At 72.1% G+C, this 22581-nt stretch carries 5 protein-coding genes; all 5 read right to left on the bottom strand.

Translation table 11 applies throughout. From position 1 onward, the window contains the following. Positions 1 to 25: 25 nt before the first annotated feature. A complete protein-coding gene (locus tag QC283_RS12515; protein WP_279561535.1) occupies positions 26 to 17380 on the bottom strand; it encodes a type I polyketide synthase in 17355 nt (5784 codons plus the stop codon). 31 nt (positions 17381 to 17411) lie between these two features. After that, on the bottom strand, positions 17412 to 18605 hold the full coding sequence (locus tag QC283_RS12510; RefSeq protein WP_279561534.1) for a cytochrome P450: 1194 nt from the start codon (positions 18603 to 18605) through the stop codon (positions 17412 to 17414). A 488-nt stretch (positions 18606 to 19093) separates the two neighbouring features. Next, positions 19094 to 19657: an NADPH-dependent FMN reductase gene (locus QC283_RS12505; protein WP_279561533.1), complete on the bottom strand. Its 564-nt coding sequence runs from the start codon at positions 19655 to 19657 to the stop codon at positions 19094 to 19096. Between the two features lie 172 nt (positions 19658 to 19829). Further along, a complete protein-coding gene (locus QC283_RS12500; RefSeq protein ID WP_279561532.1) occupies positions 19830 to 20837 on the bottom strand; it encodes a Gfo/Idh/MocA family protein in 1008 nt (335 codons plus the stop codon). Further along, entirely contained in the window at positions 20834 to 21820 is a 987-nt protein-coding gene (locus QC283_RS12495; protein ID WP_279561531.1) for a Gfo/Idh/MocA family protein, read from the bottom strand. The genes QC283_RS12500 and QC283_RS12495 overlap by 4 nt, the downstream gene beginning before the upstream one ends. Positions 21821 to 22581: the final 761 nt, after the last annotated feature.

Raw genomic sequence — 22581 nt, 5'->3', positions numbered from 1 at the left:
TCCACGATTCCTTGACCATCGGTGATCAGCTCGTCTTGCCCAAAGCCCGTTGCACCAGGTCGGCAACGTCCATTGCGTCGATCAGTTCCTCGGTGCCGGCCCGCGGCACCCCGGCGGGCGACGCGTCCGCGTTCTCGTCGTCGGTGTCGTTGTCCTTGCCGTCGTCGCTGCCGTCGCCGTCGGAGTTGTCGGCGAGAGCCAGGAGGGCGTCGAGTACGCCGGCCTCCTTGAAGCGGGCGAACGGCACGGACGCCAGAACCTGCCTGAGTTCGTCCTCGTGCTCGTCCGGCCCGTCGTCGGCCTGCTGGAGGAGCTCGGTACGCAGATAGCCGACCAGTGCCTCCGGAGTGGGGTAGTCGAAGATCAGCGTGGCGGGCAGCCGCAGTCCGGTGGCCGTGCCGAGGCTGTTGCGCAGGTTCACGGCGGCCAGCGAGTCGAAGCCGACCTCCTGGAACGCCTGGCGCGGGCCGATGCCCTCCGCACCGCCGTGGCCGAGGACGACGGAGGCGTGGCCGCGCACCAGGCGGAGCAGGATCCGGTTCTGCTCGGTGTCCGTGACGGCCCGCAGCGAGTCGGCGAGGGTCGCGGCGGCGTCACTGTCCTCGCTGTCGCGCCGCGCCGCCCGCAGCACCGCCTTCGCCTCGGGCAGATCGGCGAACAGGGGGCTGGTGCGGACCGAGGTGAACGCCGGGACGAAGGCACCCCAGTCCATGTCGGCCACGGTCACGAACTTCTCGTTGACCTGCACCGCCTGGATCATCGCGGTCACCGCCAGCTGCGGCGCCACGGGAAGCACGCCGCGTCGCCGCAGCTGGGCGAGGGCGGTCTCGTCCATGCCCACGCCGATCTCGTCGAGCGCGCCGCAGGCGATCGCCGTCGCCTTCAGCCCTCGGGCGCGTCGCCACTCGACCAGGGCGTCGAGGACGGCGTTGGCCGCTCCGGACGGGCCCTGCCCGCCACCGCCCCACACACCGGCGATCGAGGAGAACACCACGAACGCGTCGAGCGGCGTGTCCTCGAACTGCTCGTCCAGCCACACGGCGGTGTCCACCTTGGCCGCGAACACCTCGGCGAGATCCGCCACGCCGGTGTCGTCGATGGAGCTGGTCCGGGTGATGTCGGCGGCGTGCACGACGGCGGTGAGCGGCTGTTCCGTACCGGCCAGCAGACGGGTGACGGCGTCCCGGTCCGTGTCCGCACAGGACTCCACCGTCGTGGCCAGACCGAGCCCGGCCAGTTCGGCACTCAGCTCCGGCACGGCCCTCTCGGGTGCCTGCGCGGTGGTGGTGACGACGAGCCGGTCGGCGCCGGCGAGTGCGAGCCGCACCGCGACGTGTCTGCCGAGCCCTTCGGCCCCACCGGTCACCAGGACGGTGCCCCGCGGCTGCCAGCGGCCGTCACCGGCCGCCGAGTCCGGCGCCGGCTTGCGCACCAGGCGGCGGCTGTAGACACCCGAGCGCCGGACCGCCAGCTGGTCTTCATCGCCGGCACCGTTCAGTACACCGAGCAGGTACTGGGCCGTACGCGCGTCCGTCCTGGCGGGCAGGTCGACCAGACCGCCCCACCGGTCGAGGTGTTCGAGAGCGGCGGCCCGGCCGAGACCCCACAGGGCCGCCTGGGCCGGCGAGGTGAGCGTGTCGTGAATGCCGATGTTCACCGCGCCCCGGGTGAGGCACCACAGAGGCTGGGTGACAGGGCTGTCCGCCAGGGCCTGGATCAGCGCGAGCGTCGAGGCCGTGACGGCGAGCGGGTCCTGCGGGCCACCCGACGTCCGCTCGTCCAGGGCGAGCAGCGACAGCACTCCGGACACATCGTGTCCGGCCGAGACGGTGGCCAGCCGCTCGGCGAGGCGTTCACGCGTCCGGTCGGAGTCATCGACCTCCAGCAGAACCATGCCGAACCCTTGACCGGTCAGCTCATCCAGGAGTGCGTCGAGGGCGGTGTCGTCCGGGCGCTCGGCCGGTACGACGACCAGCCACCGCCCACTCGGCACACCGGCGGCTTCGCGTTCCAGCGGCTGCCAGGTGACGTGATAGCGCAACTTCTCCGCACTGGACCGCTCACGCCGCCTCCCACGCCACTCGGCGAGGACGGGCACGACACTGCTCAGCGCGTCGCGTTCCTCGGCCGACGCCGTCTCCAGGATTTCGGTGAGGGCGTTCAGATCGGCGTGCTCCACCGCCTCCCAGAAATCGGAGTCCGCACCTTCCGTGGTGTCGGCGGCCCCGTCGGCCCCCTCCGCCTCCTGGAGCCAGTAGTGCTGGTGGTCGAAGGCGTACGTCGGCAGGTCGAGCCGTGCCGAGGCAGCCCCGGCCGGGAGTACGCCGGTCCAGTCGACGGTGACGCCGCGCACGAACAGCTCGGCCATCGAGGCCAGCAGACGACGCAGCCCTCCGTCCTCACGGCGCAGCGAACCGGTGACCACGGCTTCCGTGTCCCCGTCGGCGGCGTAGACGGTCTCGGTGATCGGCTGGACGAGTACCGGGTGGGCACTGACCTCGACGAAGACACCGTGGCCCTGTTCCAGGAGGCCGGCGACAGCGGGACCGAAGCCCACCTGGCTCCGGAGGTTGCGATACCAGTAGCCGCCGTCCAGGACACCGGCCTGGTCGATCCACTCGCCTGTGACGGTCGAGTAGAACGGAATGGACGGCTGTGCAGCTTCGATACCGGCGAGTGTGTCGGCGAGGATCTCGCGGATGTCCTCCACGTGCCGGGTGTGGGAGGCGTAGTCCACCGCCACCCGCCGGACTCGGACACCTTCAGCGGCCAGGGCCTCCAACGCCTCGTCCAGCGCCCCGGCATCACCAGCGATCACCACGGAGGACGGTCCGTTGAGGGCCGCGACCTCGACCCGGTCCGCCCAACGCTCCAGCCGCGCAACCGCCTCGCTCTCGCTCAGGGCGACGGAGGCCATACCGCCACGCCCGGCGAGATGTTCGCCGATGGCCTGACTGCGCAGCGCCACCACGCGTGCCGCATCCTCCAGCGACAACGCACCCGACACACACGCGGCAGCGATCTCACCCTGCGAATGCCCCAGCACCGCGTCGGGCTCAACACCCACCGACGCCCACACCGCCGCCAGACCCACCATCACAGCGAAACTGGCCGGCTGAAGGACATCGACCCGCTCCAGCAGGCCCGGGTCAGCATCCCCGCGCAGCACCTCGACGAGTGACCAGTCGATGAACGGCTCCAGGGCCGCCGCGCACTCTCCGATCCGCTCCGCGAACACCGGCGACGCGTTCAGCAGTTCCCGGCCCATACCCGCCCACTGCGAGCCCTGCCCCGGGAACACCCACACGACCTTGCCCAGCGCACCAGCGCCACCAGACACCAGATTGGCGCAACCCTCGCCCCGCGCCAGGGCCCGCAGACCAACCAGCGCCTCGTCGTCGGAGCCGGCCACCACCACCGCACGCTCACCCAGCACCGCACGCCCACCGACCAACGCACCGGCGACGCCCGTCAGAGAATGCTCACCGGCTTCCTCGAGGAAGGCCGCGAGCCGCCCGGCCTGCCCGGCCAGCGACCCCGCACTACGCGCCGACACCACCAACGGCACCACACCACCAGAGGGCGACGGCTGCGACGCCTCCGCCTCCTCGGCAGGCGCCTCCTCCAGAATCAGATGCGCATTGGTCCCGCTGGCCCCGAACGAGGACACGCCCGCCCGGCGAGGACGACCGTCACGCGGCCACTCCCGCGCCTCGGTCAGCAACTCCACGCCGCCCGCCGACCAGTCCACCTGCGACGTCGGCGCATCCACATGCAACGTCGCCGGCATCACACCATGCCGCAACGCCTGCACCATCTTGATCACACCAGCCACACCCGCGGCCGCCTGCGTGTGCCCGATGTTCGACTTCAACGAGCCCAGCCACAAAGGCCGCCCCGCCTCACGCCCCTTGCCGTACGTGGCCAGCAACGCCTGCGCCTCGATCGGGTCACCCAGCGCCGTCCCCGTCCCATGAGCCTCGACGACGTCCACGTCCGTCGCGGCGATACGGGCATTGGCCAGGGCCCGCCGGATCACCCGCTGCTGCGAAGGACCGTTCGGAGCCGTCAGGCCGTTGGACGCGCCGTCCTGGTTCACCGCACTGCCCCGCAGCACCGCGAGCACCCGGTGCCCACGCTCCCGCGCCACCGACAGACGCTCCAGGACCACGACCCCGACGCCCTCCGCCCAACCCGTCCCGTCCGCACCCTCCGCGAACGCCTTGCAACGACCGTCCGCGGACAAGCCGCGTTGACGCGAGAACTCCATGAAGGCGTCCGGGCCGGCCATGACGGTCGCGCCGCCGGCGAGCGCCATGGAGCACTCGCCCTGGCGCAGCGCCTGCGCGGCCAGATGCATCGCCACCAGCGACGACGAACAGGCGGTGTCCACGGTGACCGCGGGCCCCTCGAAGCCGAAGACGTACGACACCCGGCCCGACGCCACACTCGACGCCGTACCGGTCATGAGATAGCCCTGTACTTCTTCGGGCACGTGGCGGAGCCGGGTGACATAGTCGTGGTGGACGATCCCGGTGAAGACGCCGATGTCACTGCCTCTGGTGGAGAGCGGGTCGATGCCCGCCCGTTCCAGCGCCTCCCACGACGTCTCCAGGAGCAGTCGCTGCTGTGGGTCCATCGCCAGCGCCTCGCGCGGCGAGATCCCGAACAGCGCGGCGTCGAACCGCGCGGCCTCGTGCAGGAATCCGCCGGAGCGGGTGTAGCTCGTACCGGGGTGGTCCGGGTCCGGGTGATACAGGCCGTCGAGGTCCCAGTCACGGTCCAGGGGGAAGCCGGAGATCGCGTCCCGCCGTTCCGTCACGAGTTCCCACAGTGCTTCGGGACTGTCCACCCCGCCCGGCAGCCGTGTGCTCATGGCGACGATCGCGATGGGCTCGTCCGTGGCCGGCGCGACCACGGTGGCCGGGGCGGGTGTCCGCGGCTGCTCGCCGAGCAGTTCGGCTCGTAGGTGGCCGACCAGTGCTTCAGGGGTGGGGTAGTCGAACACGAGCGTGGCGGGCAGTTCGACGCCGGTGAGGTCACGGAGCCGATTGCGGAGCTTGACCGCGCCGAGCGAGTCGAAGCCGAGACCCTTGAAGGACTGCTGGGCGTCCCAGTCGAACGCGTCCGGGTCCCGGTGGCCGAGCACGACGGCGACGCTCTCCTTGAGCAGGTCCGTCACCAGGCGGTGCTGCTCCTGGGCCGAGAGGCCGGCCAGCCGTCCGGCGAACTCCTCGTCGGCCGTTCCACTGCGTGCCACCACTCGCCGTGACGGGCCGGCCGTGGATGCGAATGCGGATGTAGCCGTAGCCGTAGCCGAAGAAGCGTCGGTGGCAGTGGTGTCGTCCGCGCGCGGCGCCGCGTGCTCTTGGGTCCGCGCTTCGGGGGCGGGGCCCAGGGTCAGCGGTCCCAGTACGGCGACGGGCTCGCCGGAGGAGTCCGCCAGCTCCAGGAGATGCCGGTCGCCCTCCACCGGAGTGATCCGCAGTCGCAGCGTGTCGGCGCCTTCCGCGTACACCGCCACAGTGGCGCAGTCGGACAGGACACGGGCGCCGCGTCGGGTGTCGGCCGTGGGTGGCCCTCCCGCGATGTGGGCGTCCAGTACGCGCAGCGCGGCGTCGACGAGCATCGGATGGAGTGTGAACTCGGCGGCCTCCTCGGCCGAGGTGTCGGAAAGGGCGAGTTCCGCGAAGGTGTGTCCGTCCCGTTGCCACACGCGGTGCGCGCCGGGCAGCGAGCCGGCACCGTCCGCGGGCGGCGGCCAGGACCGCAGGTCGAAGTCCGGTCTCGGCGTTCCGGGGACCAGGACGGCGCGGGCGTGGCACGTCCACGGTCCGTGCTCGGGGTCGAGTGTGCGGCCGTGGACGGCGGCGCGGCGACGCCCGTCCGGGCCAGGGGCGTCGACCGAGACCCGTATGTCGGTGTGGCCGTGCTCCGGTACGGACAGCGGCGTCTCGACGGTGACGTCTTCGAGGGCTCCGCAGCCCACTTCGTCGCCGGCCCTCACGAGCATCTCCAGCAGAGCGGCGGCCGGGGCCCTGGTGGCGCCGTCCGCCGCCGGGTGCGCGGTGTGCAGGCCCCGGGTGCGCGGCGACAGCCGTCCGGTGAGGACGACGCCGCCGGGGCCGTGGTCGCCGGGCATGTCGACGACGGTGCCGAGCAGCGGGTGTCCGGCGCCGACGGTGCCGAGGGCCTCGGCTCCGCCCGTCGTGGTGGCGTCGGTGTCGACCCAGTACCGCTGGTGCTGGAACGCGTAGGTGGGCAGCTCGGTCCCGGTGGCGGTGGCGGGCGTCGTACGTCCGAGGACGGCCGGCCAGTCCAGGGGTACCCCGCGCACATGCAGGTGCGCGAGCGCCGTCAGGACGTCGGCGGGTTCGGCGCCGTCCTTGCGGAGGGTGGCGACGCAGCCCTCCTCCTGGACGCCGGGCGAGCCGAGGGCCAGTGCGGCGAGGACGCCTCCGGGGCCCAGTTCGAGGAAGGTCGTGGCGCCCTGTTCGCCGAGCGTGGTGAGGGCGTCGCCGAAGCGCACCGCGGCGCGGGCCTGGTCGACCCAGTAGCCGGGGGTGGTGAGCTGTCCGTCTCCGGCGAGTTCGCCGGTCACGGTGGAGACGACGCGCACGGCACCGGGCTGGTAGGGCAGGCGCTCCGCGACGGTACGGAACTCGTCGACCATGGGTTCCATCAGCGAGGAGTGGAAGGCGTGGCTGACGGTCAGCCTGTGTGTCTTGTGGCCGCGCCGGCTCAGTTCGCCGGAGACGGCGAGCACGGCGTCCTCGGCGCCGGAGAGCACCAGCGCGTCGGGGCCGTTCACCGCGGCGACGCAGACCTCTCCCTGTGCCCGGGCGAGGAGCGGCGCGAGGTCGGTCTCGGTGGCCTTGACGGCGACCATCGCGCCGCCTTCGGGCAGGGCCTGCATCAGCCGGCCGCGTGCGGCGACGAGTTCGGCGGCGTCCTCCAGGCGGAGGACGCCGGAGACGTGTGCGGCGGTGATCTCCCCGACGGAGTGTCCGGCGAAGAGGTCCGGGCGTACTCCCCAGGATTCGAAGAGCCGGTACAGCGCGGTCTCCAGGGCGAACAGGGCCCCCTGCGTGTACATGGTGCGGTCGAGCAGCTCGCTGCCGGGAGCTGCGGGAGCGCCGAGGACGACCTCGCGCAGCGGGCGGTCCGCGTGTCCGCGCAGATGTGTGTCGACGGCATCGCACGCGGCGTCGAAGACGTCCCTGAAGACCGGGAAGGTCTCGGCGAGTTGGCGGCCCATGCCGGCCCACTGGCTGCCCTGGCCGGTGAAGAGGACGGCCAGTTTGCCCGTGGTGGGGGTGCCGGTGACGGCCGCGGGGGTCACTCCGCCCTGCGCGAGGGTGGTGAGGTCGGCGCTGAGCTGGTGCCGGTCGGAGGCCAGGACTACGGCTCGGTGGTCGAGTTGGGCGCGTGTGGTGGCGAGCGCGTGAGCGGTCTCCGTGAGCGGTGTACCGGGCCGCTCGTCGAGGAAGCGCGCGAGCCGGTCGGCCTGACCGCGCAGTCCGGCCGATGTCCGCCCCGACACCGGCACGGGCACAGGCACAGGCACGGGGGGCGCGGAGGGTGCGGGAGGTATGGGGGCGGAGCGGTGGGCGCCCGGCTGCGGCTCGGTCTCCGGCACGGGGGACGGCGGGAGGTCGGGGGCTTCTTCGAGGATGACGTGCGCGTTGGTGCCGCCGATGCCGAAGGAGGACACTCCGGTCCGGCGCGGGCGGCCGTCGCGCGGCCATTCGCGTGCTGCGGTCAGCAGCTCCACGGCACCCGCGGACCAGTCGACGTGGGTCGACGGCCGGTCCACGTGCAGGGTGCGGGGCAACATGCCGTGTCGCATCGCCATGACCATCTTGATCACGCCGGCTACGCCCGCCGCGGCCTGGGTGTGGCCGATGTTCGACTTCACCGAGCCGAGCCACAGCGGTCGGTCGGCCGGCCGGTCCTGACCGTACGTCGCCAGCAGCGCGTCCGCCTCGATCGGGTCGCCGAGCGTCGTGCCCGTGCCGTGCGCCTCCACGGCGTCCACGTCCGCGGTCCGCAGGCCGGCGTGGGCCAGCGCCTTGCGGATCACCCGCTGTTGCGCGGGGCCGTTGGGCGCGGTCAGGCCGTTCGACGCGCCGTCCTGGTTCACGGCCGAGCCCCGGACGACGGCCAGGACGCGGTGGCCGTGGCGGCGGGCGTCCGACAACCGCTCCACCAGCAGCAGCCCCGCGCCCTCCGACCAGCCGGTACCGTCCGCGCCGTCCGCGAACGCCTTGCACCGACCGTCGGGCGCCAGTCCGCGCTGCCGGGAGAACTCGACGAAGGTCTCGACGGTGCCCATCACCATCACTCCGCCGGCCAGCGCCATCGTGCACTCGCCCCGGTTGAGGGCCTGCGCCGCCAGGTGCAGGGCCACCAACGAGGAGGAGCAGGCCGTGTCGACGGTGATGGCGGGACCCTCGGTGCCCAGGTGGTAGGCCACCCGGCCCGAGGTGACGCTGCCGGAGGAGCCGGTGAGGCGGAAGCCCTCGACACCGGTCGCCTGGTGCATGCGCACGCTGTAGTCGTGGCTGTTGACGCCGACGAACACGCCGATGTCCTGCCCGGCGAGGGTCGTCGGGTCGATCGCGGCCCGCTCGAAGGCCTCCCAGGACGTTTCCAGCAGCAGCCGCTGCTGCGGGTCCATCGCCAGCGCCTCGTTGGGCGAGATGCCGAAGAAGGCCGCGTCGAATCCGGCGGCGTCGTCGAGGAAGGCGCCGTGGCGCACGTAGGTCGTGCCGGTGTGATCGGGGTCCGGATCGTAGAGCCGCTCGGTGTCCCAGCCGCGGTCGTCGGGGAACTCGGTGACGACGTCGACGCCGTCGGCCACCACGCGCCACAGGTCCTCCGGGCTGTGCAGACCGGCGGGAAAGCGGCAGGCCATGGACACGATCGCGATCGGCTCCTCACCCGTGCCCGGGACTGCCGGAACGGCCGGGACGGCTGTGGCGGCGGGGGTGCTGGGGGCGGCGGGGATGCCAGGGGTGGCTGTGGCGGCGAGGGCGGCCGTACGCGGCGCCACATCACCGAGGAGCCTGTTCCGCAACTGCTCGGCGAGCACCGCGGGCTTCGGATAGTCGAAGATCAGCGCCGGGGAGAGGGTGAGGCCGGTCGCGGCCACGAGCCGGTTGCGCAGTTCCACCGCGGTCAGCGAGTCGAAGCCGGCGTCCTTGAACGGCCGGTCGGCACGGATCGCGTCGGCGGAGCCGTGCCCGAGGACCTCGGCGGCGTGCCGGCGTACGAGGTCGACCAGTACCTCGGTCTGCTCGGTGCCGCTCAGGCCGGCGAGGCGCTCCGCCACGGAACCGCGCAGGGCCGGGGTGGCGGTTCCGGCCACCGGGCGTGGCGCCGGCGCGAGAGCGCGCAGCGGCGCCGGCACGGGGCCGTCGGCCGCCGTGGCACGCAGGACCGCCATCTCGAACTTCGCCGCCAGCAGCGCGCCGTCCGCTTCCGCCGTGGCGCCCAGGGCGGCGTCCAGCAGGGCCATGCCCTCGGCGGCGGTGAGGCCGGCCATGCCGATCCGCCGGTTGCGCCGCAGGTCCGCGGCGTCCAGGTGCTCGGTCATGGCGCTGACCGTCGACCAGTAGCCCCAGGCGATGGAGACGGCCGGCAGACCGAGCCGGTGCCGCTGCCGTGCCAGCGCGTCCAGGCAGGCGTTGGCCGCGGCGTAGTTGGCCTGCCCCGGGTTGCCGAGGACGCCCGCCGCCGAGGAGAACAGCACGAACGCGGCAAGGTCCATGTCCCGGGTCAGCTCGTGCAGGTGGAGCGCCGCGTCGAGCTTGGGCCGCAACACGGTGTCGAACCGGTCCGGGGTCTGCTCGGTGAGCACCCCGTCGTCCAGGACTCCGGCGGTGTGCACGACGGCCGTCAGCGGATGCTCGGCCGGTATCGTCCGCAGCAGCGCCTCGACCTGCCCCCGGTCCGACGCGTCACAGGCGGCGACGGTGACGGACGCGCCCAGCGCGGTCAGCTCCTCGCGCAGCCGCGGAGCGCTGCCGCGCCGGCCGGCCAGGAGCAGATGACGGACGCCGTACGCGGTGACCATGTGCCGCGCGGTCAGCGCACCGAGCGTCCCGGTGCCGCCGGTGATCAGGACCGTGCCTTCCGGGTCGAGCGGGCGGGCGAGCGGCCCGGTCTCGGACACCGTGCCGCGCACCCGCACGAGTCGGGGCACCTGCGTGACGCCACCACGCACCCTCAGCTGTGGCTCACCGCTCGGGATCGCGAGCGCGAGCACAGACGGGGAGTCGTCGCCGAGGTCCACGAGGACGATCCGGTCCGGGTGCTCCGACTGCGCCGATCGCACCAGCCCCCACACCGCCGCCGCGTCCAGCGCGTCGCACGCCCCCGTGACCACGGCGAGCCGGGTCTCCTCCAGTACGGGCTCCGCCAACCAGGCCTGCAGTACGGCGAGGACGGCACCGACCGCCGCACGGACGTCACCCGCCGCGGACGCGCCGCGGGCGTCGTACACCAGGACGTCGGGAACGGGCCCGTCCGCCACTGCCGCCGCGACGACGTCACCGCCGTTCCCGACCGACACCATGACCGGAGCCCGGTCCGCGGTCGGCAGCGACAGCCGGGTCCAGTCGACACGGAACAGCGAGTCGTGCGTCAACGCCCCGGCGATTCCGGCTTGTTCAGGAGAGAACGGCGTCGCGCGGATGCCCTGGACCGTCATCACGGGTCGCCCCGTGGGGTCGTTCAACAGGAGGCGTGTGTCCTCGCCCGCTCCCTCTCCCCGACGCACGTGCAGTGCGGTGGCGCCCGACGCGAGGAGAGCCACACCGGACCACACGGACGGGACCGTGCCGACCGGGACGACCGTACGGACGGCGGCGTCGAGCAGTGCGGGGTGCAGGCCGTAACGGTCCGCGTCATGCGCGGCGGCGCCGTCCAGCTGGATCTCGGTGGCTTCACCGCCCGGCTTGGGAACGACGTGTGTCTCGCCTTCGGCGGCGGGCGCCAGCATGCCGTGCGCGTGCCGTGTCCACTCCGCGTCCAGCGGGGCGTCGGCGGCACGGGAGTAGACCTCCACCGGCCGCCGCGCCCCGTCGGACTCGCCCACGACGACCTGGATGCTGCGATCGCCTCCCTGCGGCAACACGATGGGCATGTCGACGGTCAGTTCGTCGAGGTAGGGGACTGCTGCCAGGTCACCGAGCCGGATGGCCAGCTCGACCAGAGCGGCGTTCGGTACGACGACGGCATCGGACAGCAGGTGTTCGGCGAGCCAGGGCTGCGTCTTGGGCGACCACCTGGAGGTGGCCACCAGCCCACCCGAGCGCGGCATGCCGACGACCGCGCCGAGCAGCGGGTGATCGGTCCCGGCCAGTCCGAGGGACGCCGCGTCGGTGGGGGCGTCGGTCGCCTGGAGCCAGTAGTGCTGGTGGTCGAAGGCGTACGTCGGCAGGTCGAGCCGTGCCGAGGTCGCCCCGGCCGGGAGTACGCCGGTCCAGTCGACGGTGACACCGCGTACGAACAGCTCGGCCATCGAGGCCAGCAGACGACGCAGCCCACCGTCCTCACGGCGCAGCGAACCGGTGACCACGGCTTCCGTGTCCCCGTCGGCGGCGTAGACGGTCTCGGTGATCGGCTGGACCAGTACCGGGTGGGCACTGACCTCGACGAAGACACCGTGGCCCTGACGGATCAACTCCCCCACCGCCGGGCCGAAACCGACTTGGCTGCGGAGGTTGCGGTACCAGTAGCCGCCGTCCAGGACACCCGCCTGATCGACCCACTCGCCGGTGACGGTCGAGTAGAACGGAATGGACGGCTGTGCAGCTTCGATACCGGCGAGCGTGTCGGCGAGGATCTCGCGGATGTCCTCCACATGCCGGGTGTGGGAGGCGTAGTCCACCGCCACCCGCCGGACTCGGACACCCTCAGCGGCCAGAGCCTCCAACGCCTCGTCCAGCGCCCCGGCATCACCAGCGATCACCACCGACGACGGCCCGTTGATCGCCGCGACCTCGACCCGATCCGCCCAACGCTCCAGCCGCGCAACCGCCTCGCTCTCACTCAGGGCGACGGAGGCCATACCGCCACGCCCGGCAAGCTGTTCGCCGATGGCCTGACTACGCAACGCCACCACCCGGGCCGCATCCTCCAGCGACAACGCACCCGACACACACGCGGCAGCGATCTCACCCTGCGAATGCCCCAGCACCGCGTCGGGCTCAACACCCACCGACGCCCACACCGCCGCCAGACCCACCATCACCGCGAAACTGGCCGGCTGAAGGACATCGACCCGATCCAACAGGCCCGGGTCAGCATCCCCCCGCAGCACATCTTCCAACGACCAGTCGATGAACGGCTCCAGGGCCGCCGCACACTCTCCGATCCGCTCCGCGAACACGGTTGAAGAGTCGAGCAGTTCCCGGCCCATACCCGCCCACTGCGAGCCCTGCCCCGGAAACACCCACACCACCTTGCCCAGCGCACCAGCACCACCGGACACCAGATTGGCGCAACCCTCACCCCGCGCCAGAGCCCGCAGACCAACCAGCGCCTCGTCGTCCGAGCCGGCCGCCACCACCGCACGCTCACCCAGCACCGCACGCCCACCGACCAACGCACCGGCCACCGAACCCAGCGACACCCCGCCGGCTTCCTCCACGAAGTCCGCCAGCCGCCCGGCCTGCCCGGCCAGCGACCCCGCACTACGCGCCGACACCACCAGCGGCACCACACCACCAGAAGGCAACGGCGACGGCGCCTCGTCCTCGGGCGCCTCCTCCAGAATCAGGTGCGCGTTCGTCCCACTCACCCCGAAGGCCGAGACACCGGCCCGGCGAGGACGGCCGTCACGCGGCCACTCCCGCGCCTCGGTCAGCAACTCCACGCCGCCCACCGACCAGTCCACCTGCGACGTCGGCGCATCCACATGCAACGTCGCCGGCATCACACCATGCCGCAACGCCTGCACCATCTTGATCACACCAGCCACACCCGCGGCCGCCTGCGTATGACCCACATTCGACTTCAACGAACCCAGCCACAAAGGCCGCCCCGCCTCACGCCCCTTGCCGTACGTGGCCAGCAACGCCTGCGCCTCGATCGGATCACCCAGCGCCGTCCCCGTCCCATGGGCCTCGACGAGATCCACGTCCGTCGACGCCAGCCCCGCACTCGCCAGAGCCCGCCGGATCACCCGCTGCTGCGAAGGACCGCTCGGCGCCGTCAGACCGTTGGACGCACCGTCCTGGTTCACCGCACTGCCCCGCAGCACCGCGAGCACCCGATGCCCGCGCTCCCGCGCCACCGACAGACGCTCCAGGACCACGACCCCGACGCCCTCCGCCCAGCCCGTCCCGTCCGCACCCTCCGCGAACGCCTTGCAGCGACCGTCCGCGGACAGTGCTCCCTGCCGCGAGAACGCCACGAAGTTGTCGGGTGTCGCCATCACCGCCACGCCGCCGGCGAGGGCAGTGGAGCACTCGCCCTGGCGCAGCGCCTGAGCCGCCAGATGCATCGCCACCAGCGACGACGAACAAGCGGTGTCCACCGACACCGCCGGGCCCTCGAAGCCGAAGACGTACGACACCCGGCCCGACGCCACACTCGACGCCGTACCGGTGCTCGCGAGACCCTCCAGTTCCGGCGGGACGGCACCGGTTCCATATCCCTGGCCGAACAGCCCGGAGAAGACGCCGACATCGGCGCCCTTGAGCGAGAGCGGGTCGATCCCGGCGCTCTCGAAGGCTTCCCAGGAGCTCTCCAGGAGCAACCGCTGCTGCGGGTCCATCGCCAGCGCCTCACGCGGCGAGATCCCGAAGAACCCCGCGTCGAAAAGGCCCGCCCCGTCCAGGAAGCCGCCCTGGTCGGTGCACGACGTACCCGCGCGGTCGGGGTGCTCCGGGTCGAACAGGCCCTCCAGGTCCCAGCCGCGGTCCTCGGGGAAGTCCGAGACCGCGTCGACCCCGTCTGCCACCAGCCTCCACAGCTGCTCCGGCGAGGACACCCCGCCGGGCAGCCGACAGGCCATGCCGACGATAGCGACCGGCTCCTCGGGGTCGGCGGCGGCCAGGGCCGGGTCGGTGACCGGTGCCGGCTGGAGGGCGCCGAGGATCTCGGACCGCAGGAAGGCGGCCAGATCCGCCGGGGTGGGGTGGTCGAAGGCGACCGTGGTCGGCAGCCGCAGCCCGGTCCGCTCCGTCAGCCGGTTGCGCAGTGCGACGACGGCCATCGAGGTGAAGCCCAGGTCGCGGAAGGCTCGGTCGGCGGGAACCGACCCGGTGCCCGCCAGGTGCAGCACGTCGGCGGCCAGCCCGCGGACCAGGTCTTCGAGGAATGCGAGTTGCGCGCGGTCGTCCATTGTGGACAGTTCGTCGCGCAGGGAGACCGTGACGGCCGCGTCCGGCTCGCCCTGTCGTGTGGGCGTACCGTCCAGGGCACGCAGGAGGGCGGGCACTTGCCCGCGCCCTGCCGCGTGGCCCGGCAGGGCGGCCAGCGGCGCCGGGGGGTTGGTCGTCAGGGCGACGTCGAAGGCGTTGAGTATCTCCCGCCGCAGCCGATCGGCACCGGCACCGACGCCGACACCGGCGTCTGCGTCTGCATCCGTGTCCGTGTCCGTGTCCGCGTCCGCGTTCTCGTCGGCGTCAGCACCGGCCAGGCGTCCGCTCCAGGTCAAAAACGCGCCGGGCAGGTTCCGCAGTCGGCGGTTGCGCACCACGGCTTCGCAGAGGGTGGCGTCGACGGCCGCGGCCGGGGTGTCGGCGCCGGCCGGCAGACCTGCGGCGCCGGGCGTCGCCACGACGAAGGCGGAGAGGTCCTGCCCAGCGATCATGTGGTCGACGCACAGGGTCAGTCCGGGGTCTCCGGCGGCATCCACCAACGCGGTGACCGGCTGCCCCAGATCGGCCAGGTCGGCCAGAGCCGTGCGCAGCGGCTCGGGGCGCGCCGCGTCCGCGGTGATCCGGACGACGCTCGTACCGGCGAAGGGCAGGGCGTCGCCGGGTGTGGCGTCGGGGCTGCCGGGAGCGCTGACGAGGAGCAGGGAGGTCGCGTTGTGGGCCGTGGCCAGGCGGTGTGCGAGCGCCGCGCCGTGTTCCGTGTCCGCGCCGGTGACCATCACGGTGCCGGTGGTGGCGCCGGTGGCTTCCGGCCGGGGGGCCTTCTGCGGCCGGTCGGTGACGGGAAGCGGCGTCAGCCGGGGAACGAGCAGGGCCGCCGAGCGCACCGCGATCTGCGGCTCGTCGCTCGCGAGTGCCGCCGCCAAAGTGCCCGGGGACGGGACGGGACCATCCGGGCCGTCCGGGCCGTCGTGCTCGTCCAGCACGTCCAGCACCGTCAGCGACTGCGGCCGGGTCTTCTGGAGGGAACGCGCGACCCCCCACAGTGCTGCCTCGGCGAGGTCCTGGACCGGGTCCGTCCCGGTGGCCGCGACCGCGCCCCGGGTGAGGAGCACCAGCCTGCCGGCCTCCGATTCCGGTCGGGCCGTCCAGGTTTCCACGTCCCGGGCCAGCTGGCGGGCCCGTTCCCGCCCGGCGGTCACCGCGTCCGCGTGCTGCCCGGACGCGGCGGCGGGCGGCGGCACCAGGACCGTCACGTCCGGGGCCGGGTCGCCGTCGGTCACCGCGGCGCGTACCGCCGCCAGGTCCGCGTAGTGGCGCACCTGGGCGCCCGCCGTCTCCAGGGCACCCACGAGCCCGGTCACGAGCCCGGCTGCGGGACCGGCCACCGGACCGGCCACCGCCCAGTGGCCGCTCGGCGGTTGGGCGCCGGCGGTGCCCGTCGCGGTGATCCACTCGACCCGCGTGAGTGCGTCGTGGTGTCCACTCGCCGCGAAGCGCAGTCGGCCCGGCTGCTCGGCCAGGAGGAGGCGCTTGGTCTTGCCCGACGGTGTGCGGGGAATGCTCGTGACCTCGTGGACGCGTTCCGGCACCTTGTAGGCGGAGAGCCGCTCGCGGCAGCGGGCGATCAGCGCCTCCGGGTCGAAACCGGACGGTCCGGGGATCACGTAGGCGACCGGTACTTCGCCGAGCGTGTCGTGCGGTGCGCCGGCGACGGCCGCGTCCGCGACGCCCTCGACGGTGCGCAGGACCGCCTCGACCTCCTCGGGGTGGATGTTCTCCCCGCCTCGGATGACGAGTTCCTTGATCCGGCCGCGGATGGCGAAGTAGCCGGCCTCGTCGCGCCGGGCCAGGTCTCCGGTGCGGAACCAGCCGTCGCGCATCGCCTCGGCGGTCGCCTCGGGGGCGTTGTGGTAGCCCACCATGACGTTCGGCCCGCTGACCCAGACCTCCCCCTCCGCTCCCGTGGGGGTGTCGGCTCCCGTGGCGGGATCGACGATGCGGACGTCGACGCCGGGCACGGGCAGGCCGCAGGAGCCGTCCACCCGGGCGCCGTCCGGCGGATTCATGGTGATGGCGCCGCAGGTCTCGGTGCTGCCGTAGGCGTCGACCAGCGGCACCCCGAAGGTCTCCTCGAAGTCGCGGCGCAGGCCGGAACCGGTGACCGCGCCGCCGACCAGGCCGATGCGCAGGTCCGGTGCGCGGAAGCCGCTGTCCCGGGCCGCCGTCACGAGGTGGTGGTAGGTGGTGGGGACGCCGGCGAGGAAGGTCGAGCGGTCCTCGCGCAGCACCCGCATGACATCGTCGGCGGAGCTGCCGTCCATGAGCCGGGCGGTGGCGCCGGTGACGGTGACGGACAGCACGCACGCGATGTGCGAGAGGCTGTGGAAGAGCGGGAGCGGCCACAGCACCCGGTCCCGGTCCGTGAGCCCGGGGATCGGTACGTAGCAGGAGGCTACGGACCAGAGGCAGTTGCGCTGTGTCGACAGCACGCCCTTGGGGCGGCCCGTCGTTCCCGAGGTGTAGAACATCCAGGCCACGTCGTCCAGGGCGAGGTCGTCCCTGGCGGGCACGGGCGGCTCGTTGCCCGCCAGTTCCTCGTACGCGTGGACGCCCGGTCCCTCGGGCAGGCCCTGCGTCACCTCGCCGGTCACGAGGAGTACGGTCCCCGGGCCCCTCGCCGGCCCGGCGCGGAAGCGCGGCGCCCGTGCGGCGTCGGTGATGACCAGTGCGGCGCCGCTGTCGGTGAGCAGGTACTCCAGCTCGGCGGGTGCGGAGGCGGGGTTGAGCGGCACGCCGACGCCTCCGGCGCGCACGACCGCCAGGTAGCTCTCCACGGTGGCCACTGTGTTGCCGAGGCAGATGGCCACCCGGTCGCCGCGCTCGACGCCGAGGTGCGCCAGATGTCCGGCCAGTCTGCGCGTCCGTGCCTCGAGGTCTCCGTAGGTGACCGCTCGCCGGTCGTCCGCGAAGGCGACCTTGTCGGGGAAACGGGCCGCGTTCTCCAGGAGTGCGACGGGCAGGGGCTTGATGAGGTCGGTGCGCACTGTGCCGCGGGTCCTTTCGGAGAAAACGGGTTCACCAGGAGACGGGCAGGCTCTTCACCGCGAAGACGGACCCCTTGAGCCGCAACGGCACCTCTTCGAAGGCCATGGCGAGGCCGAGGTCGGGGAACGCGCGCAGGAGGGTGGAGAAGCCGGCGCGCAGTACGACGCGTGCCAGGTTCTGGCCCAGGCACTGGTGAATGCCGAAACCGAACGCCATGTGACCGGAGGTCTCGCGGTCGATGTCCAGCTCGGCGGGGCACTTGAATTTGGCCGGGTCCCGGTTGGCCGCGGGCAGCGACACCGTGACGCTGTCGCCCTTCTTGACCGTCTCACCGCCCAGTTCGACGTCCTCCAGGGCGGTGCGGTACGTGTCGTACTGGTTGACGGTGAGGTAGCGGAGGAGTTCCTCGATCGCGGCGTCGAGTTTCGAGGGGTCGGCACGGAGCGCCGCCAGCTGGTCGGCGTGGTGGAGAAGGGCGAACACGCCGACGGCGAGGGCGCTCTCCGTGGTCTCGTAGCCCGCGAAGAGGAGCAGCGTGACGATGTTGCACAGCTCTTCGGTGGTGAGCCCGCCGTCGGCGACGAGGCGGCTGATGAGGTCGTCCTGGGGTTTCTCGCGCCTGCGTTCGATGACCTCGCCGAAGAAGGCGGCCGCCTGGCCCATCGCGGCGATGGCCTCCTGCGGGTCCGACTCCGGGTCGTGCAGGAGCGTCGGCGCGTGACCGTAACGGTGGACTTCGCTGTAGGGCAGGCCGACCAGCTCGGACAGCACGCGCAGGGACAGCGGCTTGGCGAAGTACTTCACGAGGTCGGCGGGCGAGCCGTGTTCCCGCATGGCGTCGATCTGCTCGGCGGCCACCGCCTCGGCCCGTGCCGTGAGCCGGTTGGCCCGGCGCGCGGTGAACTCGCCCGTGAGAAGGCGCCGGTAGCGGGTGTGGTCGGGCGGGTCCATGTGGATGAACATCCCGGGAATCCGCGGATGGTTGGGCATCACCTGTCCGCGGTGCGTCACCGGGAAGTGGCCGATCTCCGTGCTGTGGCTGAACCTGGGGTCGCTGAGGACCTCGCGCGCCAACTCGTAGCCGGAGGTGATCCAGCCGACGTGACCGTCGGGGTACACCATGCTCGCGAGCGGATTCTTCTCGCGCAGCGAATCGAATATCGCAGGCGGATCGAACTGATGGGTACGCGCCCACGGCTCCTCGAAGGAGATTGCGTCGCTCATGGAATCCTTCCCGATCAGGGAAATGCCCGCTCGGCCGTCAGGAAATGAGATACGCGTTTGCGTCCCGCGATGGCATTCTCACCGTCGTGACGACGCCGCTTTCCCGTATCTACGAGGGGAGAGACTAGACGAGCGGTCACGGCGTGCCATCCTCAGGACTGGTAGGGAGGCTGAAACCTCAAGCCGAGTACGAGCGGTCGTCGAAGGGCTGATTCCAAGGGCTGATTCACCCACCGGAAATACGAACTCAGAGCGCTTGAATCCTGATCCAGCTCCGCGCGGAATTCATTCGAGAGAGATCTCCACCAAGAGAGATCTCCACGCATCCGTCGGGAAGCGCTCCGGGGGTCGTTTGGAAAGCAGAACCGGCGGCATGCGGTGCACGTCGAGTGCACCGCATGCCGCCGGTGAGAAAGGGCGGTCGCCGCCCGTCGGGCGGTCGGACCTGGCCCCGTCGAGGCCGGGTCAGACCCCGTCGGGGGGCTGGGTCAGGCCTGACGCAGCGGGGCGAGCGCGTCGGTCCAGGTGACCACCTCGGTGAGCAACTGCTGGAGAGCGACCTCGTGGCGCTCGGCCGGCGTGAAGGTCCGGAACCCTTCGAAGTCGGCCTGGAGCGACAGGTGAAGCTGGGTGCTCACCGCCGCCAGCTGAACGGCACCGGCGATGTGGCGCAGGTGGTCGACGGCGCGGGCGCCGCTGACGTTGCTGCCGTACCCGACGAATCCGGCGGCCTTGTTGTTCCACTCGTTGTAGACGAAGTCGATGGCGTTCTTCAGCGCGGCCGGGATCGACCGGTTGTACTCGGGCGTGACGAAGACGAACCCGTCCAGCTGGTCGATCTTGGCGGCCCAGGCGCGGGTGTGGTCGTGCTCGTAGGCGCCCATCCGGGGTGAACGCGGCTCGTCGAAGAGCGGGAGGGCGTAGTCGGCGATGTCGACCAGTTCGAAGTCCGCGTCCTCGCGGGCACTGGCCGTCTTCTGGATCCATTCCGCGATCTGCGGCCCGACGCGGCCGGGACGGGTGGTACCGAGGATGATGCCGATGGTGGTCACGCGTGTCTCCCTGGTGCAAGGTCAGTAGCGAGGTCGAAAGCAAGGTCATCAGAGTGCCCCGAGGGCGGCGGACCCACGGCGGGAACCGGCCATACCGTCTTCCCCTCCAAGCACCGTGGCCCAGTGGCCCAGTGGCCCAGTGGCCCAGTGGCCCAGTGGCGCGGTGGCGCGGTCAGGGCAGTACGGTCTGCGGCACAGCCACCTCGACGGGCCGGCCGGTACGTACCGACTCACGCGCCGCGCGGATGACGCGCAGCGTGCGCACGGCCGCCGCTCCGTCCGGGCCCGCCCCGCTCCCCCGGCGTGACGCGGCGACGAACTCGCCGAGCATGACCGCGTACGGATCGTCCCCGCGCGTCTCCCACCGCTCGCCGGACACGCCGGAGTCGAAGCCGCCGAGCAGCCGCGGGGAGGCGTTGAACTCCACGCTCGCCCGGTTGCCGATGAAGGTCATGACCGGGCCGCCCGCGAACGGCCCGCTCTCCGGAGAACCCCAACTGCAGTCGACCGAGGCGACGGTACCGTCCGCGTAGCGCACCGTGACCAGGGCCGCGCTCTCCATGCCGGGCTCTGCCCCGAGGACGCTGTTCGACTGCGCGTAGACCTGCTCGGCGTCGACGCCGCCGAGCACCGCGTCCACCATGTCGAGCAGCGGGGGCGCGTTCGTACCGAGGGCTCCACTTCGCGCCGCCTGCGCGCCGGACGGGCGTGGCCTGTTGTACGCCCCGTGGATCGTCGTGAGGCCGCCGAGGACCTCTCCCTCGGCGATCTCCCGGCGTACGGCGGTGAACGCCGGGCCGAAACAGACCGGCGAGGCGATGCTCAGCCGCACGCCCGAGTCCTCGCAGACCCGCACCATGGCCTCGACGTCCACCTCGTCGGCGGCGGGCGGAAACTCGCACAGCACGTGGGCCCCGGCCTTGGCGGCCCGCTCGACCAGTCCCCGGCGAAGGTCCGCCTCACTGGTGACGACCACGGCATCGGGGCGCAGCCCGAACAGCGCGTCCCAGTCTGCCGCGTAGGTGGCACCGAGCCGGTGTGCCGTGGCCCTCCCCCGTGCCGGATCGTCCGGTGAGCCGTCGGGGTCCGCGACGAGCAGGTCCACGTCCGGCATGTCATGCAGCAGCCGGGCGTACGCCGCGGCCCGCTCGTGGGCGAACGACAACACGGCGACCTTCATGCGGCAGCCCCCTTCACGGGCAGTTCGACGGCGCGTCCGGTCCAGGCGGAGCGTGCCGCGGCCTGGGTGATGCGGACGGCGGCCAGGGCGTCGTGGGCCACCAGCCGAGGCTGGGGACCGCCCCTCAACGCCTGGGCGAATTCTCGGATCTCGCAGGTGAACGGTGATTCCCCGTAGTAGCCGAAGGTTCCGGCGGGTCCACCAGACACCTGGATCTCCTGAGGCCACTCGGAGTCGTGGACGATGGTCCCTCCCGTGCCCGAGACGTGGAAGGTGACACGGATGGGCGGCTGCGGCGTCGGCGTCCACCGGCTCACCACCTGGCTCAGCGCGCCGCCGGCGTGGGTGAGAACGACCGTGCCGACCGCGGCGGTGCCCTCGGGCGCCGGCGCGGCGATCTCCCCCTGGTAGAGGGCGTGCACACGTACGACGTCTCCGAAGAGCCAATAGGCGATGTCCACGCCGTGCAGCAGCTGATCGGTCAGGATGCCGCCCGACTCCGCCGAGGCATGACCGCTCCAGGGACGCGGGTGATACCCCGCCACGGTGAACCGGGCCACCGTGCCCGTACCCAGACGGCCCGCGGCCACCAGCTCGTGGAGCCGGGCGTAGGCGGGCGCGAAACGGATGTCGTGCGCCGGATAGACGGGCACACCGGCCTTCTCTGCCGCGTCGACGATCTCCTCGGCCTCGGTGACGTCGGCCGCGAGCGGTTTCTCGCACACCACGGCCACCCCCCTGGCGATGGCGGCCAGGGCGATCTCCCGGTGGGTGTCCGTGGGCGAGCAGATGTCCACGGCGTCCGCGCCGTCCAGGGCCTCCTCCAGGGAGTCCACTGCCTTCACCCCGAACTCGGCGGCCAGTTCCGCGGCACGCCCGTCCAGGGAGTGGACGCGCACGGACGCCCCGGCGGCGATCCACGCCTCCAAGTGCATCCGCGCTATCAGTCCCGCGCCGATCAGTGCCGTCTCCAGCTGTCGCACGGCGTCACCCGCTCCTCTTCACGGTATCCGTCGCCGCCGACATCCCATGGGTCCGCAGCCTGATCAGTCTCGCCCGCTCCCCCAGCGGCGGCCATCACCAACGTGAGTAGTCCCAACCGGTCCGGTTCGGGGGCCTGGTTCGGTGGCCCGGTCCTGCGGGCTGGACGGCGGACCGGCCAGGCACAGTGCGGGCCTTCCGGGGTACGGCCACTGCGATGCGGCGTGGCCGGGACCGGCAGTGGTTGCTGGAGGCACACGCGCGCCTGGCCTTCGAAGCGCGGGTGTCGTCGTGGCTGACTTTCGGTGGTGCGGGTTCAGAACGGGCGGAGAGGAACTCGAGTCCGGGTGGAGCAGGGTCGGCGCGTCATGCGGTGCCGTCACCGGTGACCGCCGCACGCCGACAGCCGGGGTCGATCCCGTGCGGCCGGGCTTGCCCGACCGCTGCCCGGGTGCACGAAAGGCCGTTGCCCGGGTGCGGGGAAGGCCACTGCGCGAGAACGTGGACCCGCCTTCGCCAAGGGGAGAGAGTCCCCCGCCCATTTGGCCTCTGACCTGCGCATACACCCGGTCCGACCCAGTTCGGCAGAACTGCCAGGCAGTTCCGTCAGCAGTAGAGGCGGATCGACGGGTCTTGGTACCCGGTCCGAGCGATCGTGGTACCCGGTTCTGAGGAACTGCCACCACGTCCACAGGAACTGGGTACCACGATCCTGAGAACGCCCTAGATTGATCTCACGTACATGTCTGCCAGGTCGGCGGCC

This window comes from Streptomyces sp. DH41 (genome assembly GCF_029813785.1).
GTDB lineage: Bacteria > Actinomycetota > Actinomycetes > Streptomycetales > Streptomycetaceae > Streptomyces.
Note: the sequence above shows the minus strand (reverse complement) of the source record. Positions and strands in the feature narration are given on the sequence as shown.

Bases quoted from the DNA above. Each gene is read 5' to 3' on its own strand.
- QC283_RS12510 (WP_279561534.1), bottom strand. From the start codon at position 18,605: ATGAGCGACGCAATCTCCTTCGAGGAGCCGTGGGCGCGTACCCATCAG.
- QC283_RS12500 (WP_279561532.1), bottom strand. From the start codon at position 20,837: ATGAAGGTCGCCGTGTTGTCGTTCGCCCACGAGCGGGCCGCGGCGTAC.